Origin of the sequence: Tamlana sp. 2_MG-2023 (genome assembly GCF_030548465.1) — a bacterium.
Taxonomy (GTDB): Bacteria; Bacteroidota; Bacteroidia; order Flavobacteriales; family Flavobacteriaceae; genus Pseudotamlana.
Window position 1 is genome coordinate 161,578 of sequence record NZ_JAUOSF010000007.1, and the last position, 14,895, is coordinate 176,472.

General features: G+C 33.5%; 10 protein-coding genes. 6 read left to right on the forward strand and 4 right to left on the reverse strand.

Annotation, left to right across the window (positions count from 1 at the left end; genetic code table 11):
- Nucleotides 1-532: 532 nt before the first annotated feature.
- From Q4566_RS12995 to Q4566_RS13005, 3 genes are all read right to left on the reverse strand, one after another.
- Nucleotides 533-1,243, reverse strand: a complete 711-nt coding sequence (locus Q4566_RS12995; protein ID WP_303421871.1) for a hypothetical protein — start codon at nucleotides 1,241-1,243, stop codon at nucleotides 533-535.
- A gap of 9 nt (nucleotides 1,244-1,252) precedes the next feature.
- On the reverse strand, nucleotides 1,253-2,047 hold the full coding sequence (locus tag Q4566_RS13000) for a hypothetical protein (RefSeq protein WP_303421873.1): 795 nt from the start codon (nucleotides 2,045-2,047) through the stop codon (nucleotides 1,253-1,255).
- A 375-nt stretch (nucleotides 2,048-2,422) separates the two neighbouring features.
- A complete protein-coding gene (locus tag Q4566_RS13005; RefSeq protein ID WP_303421875.1) occupies nucleotides 2,423-3,031 on the reverse strand; it encodes a superoxide dismutase in 609 nt (202 codons plus the stop codon).
- Nucleotides 3,032-3,154: 123 nt separating this feature from the next.
- On the opposite strand from Q4566_RS13005, the gene Q4566_RS13010 reads away from it, so the two are divergent.
- From Q4566_RS13010 to Q4566_RS13035, 6 genes are all read left to right on the forward strand, one after another.
- Nucleotides 3,155-6,289, forward strand: a complete 3,135-nt coding sequence (locus tag Q4566_RS13010) for an exodeoxyribonuclease V subunit beta (RefSeq protein ID WP_303421877.1) — start codon at nucleotides 3,155-3,157, stop codon at nucleotides 6,287-6,289.
- Nucleotides 6,290-6,310: 21 nt separating this feature from the next.
- Entirely contained in the window at nucleotides 6,311-7,504 is a 1,194-nt protein-coding gene (gene kbl, locus Q4566_RS13015; protein WP_303421879.1) for a glycine C-acetyltransferase, read from the forward strand.
- A gap of 146 nt (nucleotides 7,505-7,650) precedes the next feature.
- Nucleotides 7,651-9,009, forward strand: a complete 1,359-nt coding sequence (locus Q4566_RS13020; RefSeq protein WP_303421881.1) for an OmpA family protein — start codon at nucleotides 7,651-7,653, stop codon at nucleotides 9,007-9,009.
- 77 nt (nucleotides 9,010-9,086) lie between these two features.
- On the forward strand, nucleotides 9,087-11,840 hold the full coding sequence (locus tag Q4566_RS13025; protein ID WP_303421883.1) for a PD-(D/E)XK nuclease family protein: 2,754 nt from the start codon (nucleotides 9,087-9,089) through the stop codon (nucleotides 11,838-11,840).
- A gap of 1 nt (nucleotide 11,841) precedes the next feature.
- Entirely contained in the window at nucleotides 11,842-12,681 is an 840-nt protein-coding gene (locus tag Q4566_RS13030) for a S9 family peptidase (RefSeq protein WP_303421885.1), read from the forward strand.
- A 26-nt stretch (nucleotides 12,682-12,707) separates the two neighbouring features.
- On the forward strand, nucleotides 12,708-14,387 hold the full coding sequence (locus Q4566_RS13035) for a glycerol-3-phosphate dehydrogenase/oxidase (protein ID WP_303421887.1): 1,680 nt from the start codon (nucleotides 12,708-12,710) through the stop codon (nucleotides 14,385-14,387).
- A 222-nt stretch (nucleotides 14,388-14,609) separates the two neighbouring features.
- Here the strand turns inward: Q4566_RS13035 and Q4566_RS13040 are convergent, their stop codons facing one another.
- Nucleotides 14,610-14,855 carry a hypothetical protein gene (locus tag Q4566_RS13040; RefSeq protein WP_303421889.1) on the reverse strand — a complete coding sequence of 82 codons (246 nt, stop codon included), beginning with the start codon at nucleotides 14,853-14,855 and terminating at the stop codon, nucleotides 14,610-14,612.
- Between the last annotated feature and the right edge of the window lie 40 nt (nucleotides 14,856-14,895).

Below are 14,895 nucleotides of genomic sequence, written 5' to 3' on the forward strand. Positions count from 1 at the left end.
TACTGTAATTCAATGTATTAGATTTAAATTATCACATAATAAGATCGGTTAAGCCAATATTTAAGTAGTTCAGCTAATTTATTTCAGCAGCACTCTTTTCAATTATATATTTGTGCCACCATAACATAAGTAGGTTAAGTTCATGGTAGATTTGGGGCAAAAAGGTGAGCATTTATGTTCACCTTTTTCATTTTCATCGGATTGGTTGGTTTTTGGATACTTACACTTTCGTGGTTATTACACAGAGCTGCGCGGAGGTTTCACAGAGAGTCGCAAAGATTTTTTTAGACACGGATTGCACTTGTACTATTTCTGAAAATAAGCGTAAGATTAAGTCTAACAACTAGCAACCAATAAATTCTAGACACAGATTTATTAGGCTTCTAAGCTTACTCTTATGTGATTATTACAATCTAAACCATTCAGTAATATGAAAATTTTTACTTGTGGTTAAATTTATTAAACCAGGACCTGAATGTCCATAATCAGAGGGATTATTAGTATAAGCAACTCTATCATTAATAATTAACTCCTAAGCAGGGAAATTATTATGCACTCCTTTTACTTGTATATCAATAGGTTTGTTAGTTAAATTTTTAAAAAGTTCAATTTCTAATTCAAAATCAATATTAGGGGAGAAAGGTTCTGCAAAAGGATACCCCGCAGAAGCAGAAACCTTAATTGTTGTGGTGTCATTCCCTTCATCAGAAAAAGAATGCTTTTTTGAATTATTAATTGATACATCTAAAGGGACTTCGTCTGAACGGTCAGAATGCAACTCATTACAAACACCAATATATATATCTTCACCTGATGCACGAGGCATATCATCATAAAAAGGAATTCGTTTTATATATGCCTTTACTTGATGACTTGATCCTGAGTGTTGATTGTTGTTATTTCCCATTGTTCCGTCTAAATGTGAAAAGTGTTTAAATATTTCACTTTTAAAACTATAATTTCCAATTTTAGTTAAATCAATTTCCGCATTTATTGCTAATCGAGTACTATGCTCGCCATGATGATGAAACATTTCTACATTATCAGTGGCATAATAATTAGATAAAGAACCTGGCTCAGGAAGCCAAGTATGCTTTTGAATATTAAAACTTCTTAATTGTCTTATAAACTCTTCTTTATTGTCAAGTAACCTAAAACGATTTGTATTTTCAAAATAACTTAATAGAGGTTTGCCAAGTGACTTGGGTATAAATGCTTGAAATTTTATTGAAAGTGGGAACATTTATTGTGTTTATTTTGTTAATTCTTTATATTGACTATCCAATTTGTAGTATTTCATATATTTTTGATTTAATTCATGTTTATCTGGAGGGTAATTTTTATAAGGATTTTTATTATATTTTTCTTGAAGAATATTTTTTTCCCCTTTATTCATAAAGTAATTATGATAAATTTTAGGCTTTGTAATTACAAAAATCATTAATGGATAATAATCGAATCCTGTAAAATAAACATATTTTTCATTAATATTATTCTCCCATTTAAAATCAGAAGCTTTATTAATTTCACCTTTTAAATCATTTTCATAATAAATTTTTAGTCCACCTTTATTACGATATGTTTGTTTTGCTCCTAGAAAAGGGATAGCATTATTATGAAATTTAAATTGAGTTTTGGCGATACCTGTTGTATCTACTTCTATTATTCGTGATGCTCCTATTCCTAAAAAACCTCCAGTCCATTTTTCTTTTTGTCCATTAGGTCTATCATATTGTATAGCAACAACACCTTCATAATTTTTGGGAAGAATAATAGTTTGTTTATAAGGTCTCCAAACATACCAAGAGGCTAATAATACATAGATAAATGGTAAAATAACTAAACTAAAATCCCAAAGTCGTAATTGCTGTTTAGTTAATTTTGTTTCTATTCTATTCTTTTTATAGACAGTTTTTAATAAAAAATAAATTAGAAGTAATACTATTCCAATTATAGATATCCTCCATAGGTTCGTGAATATAAAACTAATCATAAGTAAAAAACCAAATACTGTATAATATATTCCTATGTTTCTTAGTCTTTTCATTTTGCTTGTTTTGAACTCAGTTTTTTTTTAAATAGTTGTCACCAAACAAATAACTATAGCAGTTAAAATAATACTATAAATTACTTGTGACTTTTTACCATGTTTAAATTGATGCACCTCAGAAGTGCTATCCATAATTTCCTTTGGAAAAATCTGTTTCATATAAATTATTTATACAACACATCTTCCATTAAGTAATCCCAAATTTTAAGAGAGAGTGATTAACAGCAATTGAACTATTTTTCTACGCAAATGAAAAGAAAAAAAACTACACAATAAAGTTTTTTCTTACTTAATTAAAACAAAAAAATCGCCTAAAAAGAAATACTTTCTAGACGATTTAATATTATAAAGTTTATAAAAAAGCTAATTGATTTACTTCGCTGCTGCGTAACGCTTTTCAGCTTCATTCCAGTTAATTACATTAAAAAATGCGTTGATATAATCTGGACGACGGTTTTGGTAGTTTAGGTAATAAGCGTGTTCCCAAACATCAAGACCTAAAATAGGTGTTCCTCCACAACCAATTCCTGGCATTAATGGATTGTCTTGATTTGCTGTAGAACAGATTTCAACTTTTCCACCTTTGTGAACACATAACCAAGCCCATCCTGAACCAAAACGCGTTGCTGCTGCTTTAGAAAATGCTTCAATAAAAGCATCTTTAGATCCGTAAGCCGCCTCAATAGCATCTTTTAATTCTCCTGATAAGTTCCCTCTTCCTTCTGGGTTTAATACATCCCAAAATAAAGAGTGGTTGTAAAATCCACCACCGTTATTTCTAACAGCCGCATTACTTGTATCTAAGTTAGCGAGAATATCTTCAATAGATTTTCCTTCTAAATCTGTTCCTTCAATTGCGTTATTTAAGTTATTTGTATAACCTTGGTGATGTTTAGAATGATGAATCTCCATTGTTTTTGCATCAATGTGTGGTTCTAAAGCATCATAAGCATATCCTAATTTCGGTAATTCGAAAGCCATAATTTTTGTTTTTAATTAATAATATTTGATTTCACCAAATTTACACATAAAAGCGGGCAATAAAAAATAATAAATAGCTATCAAACCATCGATAGTTTTTATCTTGTATCCAAATTTCCCATTATGCAACCCACGGCACCTTTCACCATATATAATGCTTCGGCAGGAAGCGGTAAAACATATACCCTTGTAAAAGAATATTTAAAAATCTTATTTGAAGCACCTTATAAGGACCAATTTAAACGCATTCTAGCCATTACTTTTACTAATAAAGCAGTTGCTGAAATGAAAGAGCGTATTATCGAAACTTTAAAACGCTTTGCTAACCCAGAGGTTTTAACAAGCAACGACAGTATGTTCTTGTCTATTTGTGAAGAACTTAAAATTGAACCTGAAGACTTACATAAAAAATCGGAAGCTTTATTAAACAACATCATCCATAATTATGCTGCTTTTGATATCTCAACGATTGATGGCTTTACGCATAAACTGATTAGAACTTTTGCGCACGATTTAAAACTTCCTTTAAACTTTGAAGTCGAACTCGACCAAGACGCGCTACTCTACGAAGCCGTGGACAGCCTCATTACAAAAGCTGGAACCGATGCCGAACTCACCAAAATTTTAGTTGATTTTGCTTTAGAAAAAGCCGATGACGACAAAAGTTGGGATGTGTCTTTCGATTTCAATAAAATAGCCAAGTTGCTCACTAATGAAAACGATATTCCATTTATTGAAAAGCTAAAAGATAAAAGTTTAGAAGACTTTAAGCTTTTAAAGACACAACTAAAAAAAGAAATATCCACATCAGAAAATAAAATATCAAATCTGGCTCAGCAGGTTCTTGATTTAATTGAAAATTCAGGCTTAGAAACTTCAAATTTTACCAGAAGCACACTTCCTAACCATTTTAAAAAAGCAAAAGCACTAAACTTCGACAGGCTATACGATAATAAATTAGAAGAAAACATTACCGAGCGAAAAGGCATTTACACCAAAACACTCGATGATAAATTAAAAGATTTAATTGACAGTATATTACCAGAATTAGAACTGAAATACAAAGCCATTAAAGCAAAAGTGTTTCATCTAAAATTTCTAAAAGCCTTTTATAGAAACATCACCCCTTTATCCGTTTTAAACGCCATAAACACCGAGTTAACCGAGTTAAAAGAAGCTCAAAACAAAATGCTTATTTCGGAGTTTAATGCGATTATTAGTACTGAAATAAAAGAACAACCCACGCCTTTTATCTACGAACGTATTGGTGAAAAATTCAAACACTATTTTATAGATGAATTTCAAGATACCTCGGTGATGCAATGGGAGAATTTAATTCCGCTGTTAGGGAATTCTTTATCAACTCTAGGCGGCACCACCATGTTGGTAGGCGATGCCAAACAAGCCATATACCGTTGGCGCGGCGGAAAAGCAGAACAATTTATAGGTATATTCAACAATGAAAATCCGTTTCATATTGATAAACAAGTTGAAAATCTACCTTCTAACTTTAGGAGTTTTAAGGAGGTTGTAACCTTCAACAATGGCTTATTCCAATTTTTGTCACATCATGTTTTTAATCATGCAGATTACCAATCTTTATACAAAAACGCTGCACAGAATGTTACTCAAGAAAAAGAAGGTTACGTGGAACTCTCTTTTCTAGAGATTGAAAAAGAAGATGTTAGAGATGAATTATTTCCAGAAGTCACATTAGAAAAAATTAAAAACTGCCTAGAAAATGGTTTTAAGCTGAAAGAAATATGTGTTTTAGTTAGAAAGAAAAAAGAAGGTGTTGCCGTGGCCAATTATTTGAGTCAGCATAACATCCCTATCATTTCTTCGGAAACCTTACTCATAAACAATGCACCTGAAGTTGGTTTTATAAATAACCTGCTTGCCCTTTTAATTCAGCCAAAAAACAATGAAATAAAAATTAAGGTTTTAAACTTTCTAACCGATCATTTTCAAATTGAAAATAAGCATGCGTTTTTCATAAACCACATCAATCTGCCTATTTCAGATTTGTTTAAGAGTTTTGAAACTTTCAACATCTATATTTCAAATACAAGTTTATTACAACTTCCGCTTTACGATTTAGCCGAAACTCTGGTAAGAACGTTCAACTTGGTTAAAAACTCCAACGCCTATGTGCAGTTTTTCCTAGATATTATTCATGATTTTTCACAAAAGAAAGGTTCAGATATTTCTGGTTTTTTAGAATATTTCGATAAGAAAAAAGAAAGTTTGAGTATCATTTCTCCAAAAGGACAAGATGCTGTACAAATTATGACCATCCATAAATCTAAAGGTTTAGAATTTCCTGTGGTTATTTTCCCTTATGCCGATTTAGACATATACCGAGAAATTGAACCTAAAGAATGGTTTAAAATTGACGAAGAAAAATACAACGGACTTTCACACACCCTATTAAATTATAATAAAGACTTTGAACATTTTGGTGATGAAGGTTTAAACATTTTTAATCGGCATCAATCGGAACAGGAATTAGACAATATCAACTTACTGTATGTCGCTTTAACGCGAGCTGTAGAACAATTATATGTGATCTCAACTAAAGATATTTCAACCAAAGGTGAAGTGAATTCTAAAAAATATTCTGGACTCCTTATTAATTACTTACAACATTTAGGGATGTGGCAGGATTCTGAACTAATATACCCCTTCGGAAACCAGCAAAAAACATCGGAAGCAGCTTCAGAAATAAGAGATACTGAGTTTCAGCAAGAATTTATTTCAACTGCAAAAGAAGACCATAATATTAAGGTAGTCACGAAATCTGGATTTTTATGGGACACTAATCAGCAAGAAGCCATTGAAAAAGGGAATCTTATTCACGATATTATGGCGCTTATAAGTACAGAACAAGATGTAGATGCAGTTATTTCAGATTATTTGAAATCGGCTATAATTAACCCCGAACAAGCAAGGTTTTTAAAAGACACCGTTTTCCGCATAGTAAGCCATCCAGACCTAAAACAATATTATTCAGAAATCCACACCATATATAATGAACGTGACATTATTACAAAAGAAGGATTAGTATATAGACCAGACCGGGTGGTTATTAATGATAAAAACGAAGCGGTGATTATAGATTATAAAACTGGGGCAGAAGACAAAAAACATGCCCAACAATTACAACTGTATCAAGATGTACTCGAAGACATGAAAATAACCGTAAAAAAGAAGATTCTTATCTACACAGATTATGATATTACCGTAAAAGTTGTTTAATTTTGCATAAAATTCAACGAAATGTACGGAAAACTGAAAAATCATCTACAAGAAAAAATTCAAGAGATAAAAGATAACGGACTTTATAAAGAAGAACGCATTATCACCTCTGCGCAAGGTGCTGAAATCACGCTAAATACGGGAGAAACGGTTTTAAACTTTTGTGCCAATAACTATTTAGGTTTATCATCCCACCCAGAAGTCATCCAAGCCGCTAAAGACACTATGGATACTCATGGTTTTGGAATGAGTTCGGTACGTTTTATTTGTGGAACACAAGATATACACAAAGAACTTGAAGAAAAAATAGCCAATTTTTATCAAACTGAAGACACCATATTATATGCAGCCGCATTTGACGCCAACGGTGGTGTGTTTGAACCATTACTAGGAAAGGAAGATGCGATAATTTCCGATTCATTAAACCATGCCTCCATTATAGACGGTGTGCGCTTATGTAAAGCAGCAAGATACCGCTACCAAAATAGTGATATGGAAGATTTAGAAAATCAACTAATTGCAGCTAATGCCAACGGTGCTCGATTTAAAATTATTGTTACTGATGGTGTATTTTCTATGGATGGCTTGGTGGCGCCATTAGACAAAATTTGTGATTTAGCCGATAAATATGATGCCTTAGTCATGATTGACGAATGCCATGCTGCTGGATTTATAGGAGCAACTGGTCGAGGCACTCTAGAAGAGAAAAATGTACTAAATCGTATCGATATTATCACCGGTACATTAGGCAAAGCATTAGGTGGCGCTATGGGTGGTTATACCACTGGAAAAAAGGAAATTATCGATTTATTACGTCAGTTATCAAGACCCTATTTATTTTCAAATTCATTAGCTCCAGCTATTGTAGGCGCTTCAATTAAGGTGTTTGACATGTTAACAACCAACACCCAATTAAGAGACACATTAGAATGGAACACCAATTACTTCAAAAAAGGCATGAAAGAAGCTGGTTTTGATATCATAGATGGTGACTCAGCTATTGTTCCTGTTATGCTTTATGATGCAAAATTAGCACAAGAGATGTCAAAGTTGCTTTTAATCGAGGGAATTTATGTAATTGGATTCTTTTTTCCAGTAGTCCCAAAAGAAAAAGCAAGAATCCGTGTACAACTTTCAGCTGCGCATTCTAAAGCCCACTTAGACAAGGCAGTTAGCGCTTTTATCAAGGTTGGGAAGGCTTTAAATATTATTTAAACTCGGTCTTAACTAGGGTTTAAGCCTATGTAAACTTAAGTTCCCGTTAACTATATCTCCAATATTTTTATATATTTGTCTTTGTTAATAACAATTAACAACTTACTTTTGTTTACAATTAACACTTAAAATTTAAACTTTTGAATATGAAAAATCTTAGCAGATTATTGTTCGCTATGTTGCTTGTACTTGTTTGTAGCAACGTTAATGCGCAAGACAAAAACAATCCATGGCAAATTTCCATCGGTGCAAACGCAGTAGACTTTTACCCTGTAGGTGAAGATGCTCCTCAAGGTGAATGGTTCGACGAATTTTTTAACGCGACTGACCACTGGAACATTTTACCTTCTCTATCAACTCTTTCGGTTTCGAGATATGTAGGTAGTGGTCTTACTTTTGGTGTAGCTGGTTCATTAAACAAAATCTCTAAATTTGGAGATGATGAAGATGGAATGTACAGTGATGATTCTTACTATGGTCTTGATGGTACAATTAAGTACAGCTTTTTAGAAGGAACTACAATCGATCCATTTATTGGACTTGGTGGTGGTTACACTTGGGTTGACGAAATCGGTGCTGGTACTGTAAATGGTACAATTGGTGCTAATGTTTGGTTTACTGAAAACATTGGTTTAACAATTCAGACAGCTTATAAACATGCTTTCGAAGATTACTTATATTCTCACTTCCAACATACTGCTGGTATTTCTATCAGATTTGGTGGAGCTGATACTGATGCTGACGGCGTATACGATAAAGATGATGCGTGTCCTCACGTACCAGGTTTAAAAGAATTTAACGGATGTCCAGATGCTGATGGTGATGGAATCGAAGATAGTAAAGATGATTGTCCTAACGAAGCTGGTTTAGCTGAGTACAATGGATGTCCTGATACTGACGGTGACGGAATCTCTGATAAAGATGATGCTTGTCCAACTGTAGCTGGTATTAAAGCATTAAACGGTTGTCCTGATGCTGACGGTGACGGTGTTGCTGATGGTGATGATAAATGTCCAGATGTTGCAGGCCCTGTAGCTAACGCTGGATGTCCTTACCCTGATACTGACGGTGACGGTGTATTAGATAAAGATGATCAGTGTGTTGATACTCCAGGTACTGTTGCAAACAACGGATGTCCTGAATTATCTGAAGCTGTACAAAAATCTTTAAATGCTTACGCTAAAACAATCTTATTTGATACAGGTAAATCTACTATCAAAAAGCATTCAGCTGAAGTATTACAAAACATTATTGACATCTTAAATGAGTACCCTAACGCTAAATTTACAGTTGAAGGTCATACTGATAGTGTAGGTAGCGAATCATTGAACCTTAAATTATCTGATTCTAGAGCTGCTTCTGTAAAAGATTATTTAACTTCAAATGGAATAGATGCCTCAAGATTATCTTCTAAAGGATACGGAGAATCTAAACCTATCGATTCTAACAAAACTCGTGCTGGTAGAGCAAATAACAGACGTGTTGAAATTAACTTAGTAAAGTAATTAAGAGACTTTAAAAAGTTATAAAATAGATTAAGAAAAACGCTTCGGGAAACCGAAGCGTTTTTTATTTTTATAACATGACAACATTTATCCTTGACGTACTACAAGATTTAAAAATAAATCAAACAAACTTCTCTGAAGTTACATTTGTATTGCCCAGTAAACGTGCTGGTGTATTTTTAAAAGACCAACTCCCGCAAGTTCTAGAAGAAACACTTTTTGCACCCAGAATTATTAGCATCGAAGAATTCGTTGAGGAAATCTCTCAGTTAAAAAGTATTTCGAATACCGAATTACTTTTTGAATTCTACAATTCATACCTTGAAATTTCGAAAGGTGATGAAATAGACACTTTTGAAACCTTCTCCAAATGGGCTCAAATATTGCTTCAAGACTTTAATGAAATAGATCGCTACCTCATTCCGCAAGAACATATTTTTGAATATCTCGCAGCTATTGAAGATTTAAAACACTGGTCGCTAGAAGAACCTAAAACAGAATTCGTTAAAAACTATTTAGCATTCTGGAATAAGCTATTCGATTACTATAAGCACTTCACGAAACACCTTATTGAAAACAACCTTGGTTATCAAGGTCTAATATACAGAAAAGCAGCCGCACGTATAGAGTCTTATATCCAAAGCAACAACAAGACACAACATGTATTCTTAGGCTTTAATGCCTTAAATACTGCCGAAGAAATTATCATTCAAGCCTTACTTGAACATGGCTTAGCCAAAATATACTGGGATATAGATCAAGTCTTCCTCGAAAACAAATTACATGATGCCGCCTTATTTACAAGACAGCATAAAAAAAACTGGAACTTTTTTAACACCAACCCTTTTGAGTGGATCACAGATAACTATTCCAAACCTAAAAACATTTCTGTCTTTGGGGTTCCTAAAAATATCGGACAAGCGAAATACATAGGTACGCTATTAAACGATTTACAAAAAGAAAATCCTGATTTAGAAAATACGGCTGTGGTTTTAGGCGATGAAAATTTACTCATTCCCGTATTGAACTCCATCCCAAACACTATAAATGCCTTAAATATCACTATGGGGTTTCCGTTAAAATCGATTCCCTTAGCGTCACTTTTCGATGCCTTATTTAATCTGCATAAGACAACTTCAAAATCGTTTTACTTTAAGGATGTCGTTAAAATCATATCCCATCAATACATAAGGCCTCTTTTTTATATTGATGATGTGGATTACGCTACAATACTCATAGAAACGATTGATACTAATAATCTAGTATATCTGAATATTTCCCGTTTAAAGAAAATCGCCGATCAGCCTTTAGAAGTATTAGAATTACTTTTTTCAAACTGGAATACTTCAGTCGATAAGGCCTTAAACAATTGTTCCAAACTCATTTTAACCATTAAAAAATGTTTAGATGAAGATACCGAATCAAACATTTTATCTTTAGAATATCTATTCCGATTCAATGAACTGTTTAATGCACTAATCAGTTTAAACACCACACACAAACACATTTCTGACATTTCAACTTTATACAGTGTTTACAAAGAATTATTAAGTTCAGAATCCCTAGATTTTCAAGGTGAACCCCTACAAGGTCTACAAGTGATGGGGATGCTAGAATCTCGTGTTTTAGATTTTGAAACGGTTATCATTTCATCTGTAAATGAAGGTGTCTTACCTTCCGGAAAAAGCAACAATTCTTTTATTCCGTTTGATGTAAAAATTGAAAACAAATTACCGACATACAAAGAAAAAGACGCCGTTTACACCTACCACTTTTACAGGTTACTGCAACGCGCAAAAAATGTATTTATATTATACAACACCGAAGCCGATGTCTTAACCGGAGGTGAAAAAAGTAGATTCATTACCCAATTGGAGCTTGAAGGCATCCACGACATAAAACAGCACATTATAGCGCCTCAGGTGCCTATTATAGAACAAAAGCTCAATGTGGTAAAGAAAACACCTAAATTAAGCTTAGCGCTCGCCGAATTAGCAGGAGAAGGCTTCTCGCCATCCTCACTTACTACTTACATGAGAAATCCGATAGATTTTTATTACCAGAAAATCTTAAAGATTAGAGACCATAACGATGTGGAAGAAACTGTTGCAGCAAACACATTAGGAACTGTAGTTCACAACACACTTGAAGACTTCTACGATCCTCTAAAAAATACTTTTATAACTGTAGACATTATAAATGCCTTAAGATCAAAAATTGAAGAACGTGTCTCCTATCATTTTAAAAAAGAATATAAAGAAGGAGATATTACTAAAGGAAAAAACCTCATCATTTCTGAAATTGCAAAACGTTATGTTTCGAACTTTTTAGATTTAGAAATTAAAAGTTTAAAAGCTGGTAACAAAATAAAGATTATTGCTATTGAAGCTGATAACAATGTCTTAATAGATATTCCAGAATTAGATTTCCCAGTGAAACTACGCGGAAAAGTAGACCGAGTTGACGAATGCAATGGAATCATAAGAATTATAGACTATAAAACAGGAAAAGTTGATCAGAATCAAGTAGAAATTGTAAATTGGGAAGACATCACAACAGATTACAAAAAATTCAGTAAAAGTTTTCAAATTCTAGCTTATGCCTATATGATGCAACAATCCAGTCAATTAAAATTACCTATTGAAGCTGGTATCATTTCATTTAAAAATTTGAGTTCAGGATTTTTGAAGTTTTCAAAAAAAGAAAGTGGTAGCCGATCAAAAAACACGCTGATTTCAGAAGAAACCATTTCAGCTTTTGAAACTGAATTAAAAGCACTCATTCTAGAAATTTGCAATCCGAATATAGATTTCACAGAAAAAGAAGTTTAGTATGAAAATTACGAAGAACATCACAATAGCAGGCAAACATGGTAAACCCATTCTAACGGATGTGTTTTTCATCGAAAACCAAAAACCAAAACCTATACTTATCTTTTGTCATGGGTACAAAGGTTTTAAAGATTGGGGCGCGTGGGACCTTATGGCAAACGCTTTCGCGGAAAATGGTTTCTTTTTTATTAAATTCAATTTTGCCTTTAACGGAGGAACACCAGAACAACCCATCGATTTTCCAGACTTAGAAGCTTTCGGAAACAATAATTACACTAAAGAATTAGACGATTTAGAAACCATTATTAATTGGATTTCAGAAAATTCAGTTTATAAAAATGAAATAGACACAAACAGCATCAATGTTATGGGACATAGCAGAGCCGGTGGTATCGTGTCTATAAAATCTGAAAAAGATTCACGCATTAAAAAAGTAATTAGTTTAGCTGGAGTAAGCGATTATGCCAACCGCTACCCTATTTCAGGAGATGCGGAACAATGGAAAAAAGATGGTGTAAAATATGTTGAAAACGGTCGAACCAAGCAACAAATGCCACATTTTTATCAGTTTTATGAAGATTTCATCACTAATTCTGAACGCCTTGACATCAAACGTGCTGTATCAAAATTAAAAAAACCATTCCTCATCATTCATGGTGATGAGGATACCAGCGTTCTTATTGAAGAAGCTAATAATCTTCATTCTTGGAAACCTGATAGCGTCTATAAAACTATTGAAGGTGCTAATCATGTGTTTGGTGCATCTCATCCCTGGGAAAAAAGTAGTCTCCCTACACATTTAAAGGAAGTAGTAGAAACTACCAGTCACTTTTTAAAATAAGAAAACTAAAAAAGTCCGTTTCATGTATGCCAAAAACTGAATCACCGTTTTCCATATTAAACAGAAAGCATCAAATAAAAAAACTACAATCTAACACTTTTGATTTAGCCATAATTGGTGGTGGTATTACAGGAGCCGGCATTGCCTTAGATGCGGCTTCAAGAGGCATGAACGTTTGCCTTGTTGAAAAAAATGACTTTGCATCTGGAACCAGTAATAAGTCAACAAAACTCATTCATGGCGGGTTACGGTACTTAAAGCAATTTGAAGTAGGTTTAGTTCGTGAATCTGGGTCGGAACGTGCTATTGTTCATAAACTAGCCCCTCATTTAGTCACATCAGAAAAAATGCTTTTGCCTCTTAGTGAAGGTGGCACTTATGGTAAAATAATGACTTCCATAGGCCTGAAAGTCTATGATTTTCTAGCAGATGTTCATGGTGATGATAGCAGAATTATGCTAGACAAAGCTGAAACATTAGAAAAAGAACCTTTATTAGATAAAACAGTTACTATCGGAGGTGCAGTATATGCAGAATACCGTACTGACGATGCGCGTTTGACCTTAGAAGTATTAAAAAAAGCAGCATCATTTGGAGCAACAATTATTAATTACTGCGAAATGCAGGATTTCAATTATAACGTACATTCCAAAATTGAAAGTTTAAACTGCATAGACTATAATTCCAATCACAGTTTTACAATTGCTGCCAAAAGTTACATTTCAGCAACGGGTCCTTGGGCAGATATAATTAGAACCAAAGACCACTCTATAAACCACAAACACTTACATTTAACCAAAGGCGTGCACCTTGTATTTCCGCAGGATAAATTACCAATAAAACAATCTATATATTTTGATGTTGATGATGGCCGAATGATTTTTGCTATTCCTAGAGGACGCGTCACTTACGTTGGTACGACAGACACCAATTACACAGGCAACAAAGACCGTGTTGTAGCTACTAAAAGCGACGTGGATTATTTATTAAATGCTATTAACAAAACCTTCCCTGAAATTCATTTAACCGTGAACGACGTGGAATCTAATTGGGCGGGATTAAGACCATTAATTCATGAAGATGATAAAGCGCCTTCAGAATTATCAAGAAAAGATGAATTATTTGTATCAGATACCGGGTTAATTTCAATTGCAGGCGGAAAACTCACTGGCTATAGAAAAATGGCTCAACGCGCTTTAGACGCTGTTTTAGACCAGTTAAATTCCGATGAAAAAGACAAATTAGTGGCTTCACAAACAGAGCATATCACTTTGGTAGATCCTAAACTACATACAGATGAAGACGTTCTTGATTTTCGAAATAAACTAATAGATCAACTAAACGACTTAGGGGTATCTGACCCTTATCACGCCTGGTATTTTTGTTCAAACTACGGAAGTCAAGCAGATCATATTTTAAGCAAATCAAAAGACTTTGAAAACGAAAACATTCTTGAACGCCTAATTAGAGCCGAACTTTGGTTTTCTATAAACTATGAAATGGTAAACAGCTTAAGCGATTTTTTTGTGAGACGAACGGGGCGCTTATATTTTGATATTTCAAGTGTTGACAAGTACCGTGATATTATTTTAACCGATTGTATCATGTACTTAAATTGGGACAACCAAAGAGTGATGTTAGAGAATGAAAAACTGGAGAAATTAATCCAAGATGCCACCACATATTATGATAAAGAATTCGAGTAGCAGAAGGCAAAATGAAATCAAAAAAAAGAGGGCGCTGAAATAAAATTCCACTACCCTCTCAAACTTAAAAATCAAACTTTCAAATTGCTATTAATCCCATTCTAATTTCTAATTAACCGTTATCTTAAAAACTTTTATTAACCTTAGCACTTGTACTTTAATTACTCTACAAATTTACGATAGTATATGTCTTTGTATTGCGACATACTGTGTCATAGGTACTTATAATTCTTTTAGAATTTCTTTTACCAGCGCTTCTTCTTCAGCCGATAACGCATCATCTTTTATAAAATTCAAAAGATTGACCATCTTGTTCAAAGAAAAATCGGAAATATGCTCCGACTTATAGTCAATTTGAAGCAATAAGTTTTTCACACTTGAAGCTGCTTTTAACTGCTCCACATTGCAATTCCCATCACGTGCTATGGTGTTTTCTATTTCTTTTATTTTACTTAAAATTATATGCATACTACAAATATCAATGCTTAAATATTGGAGAATAATGGCC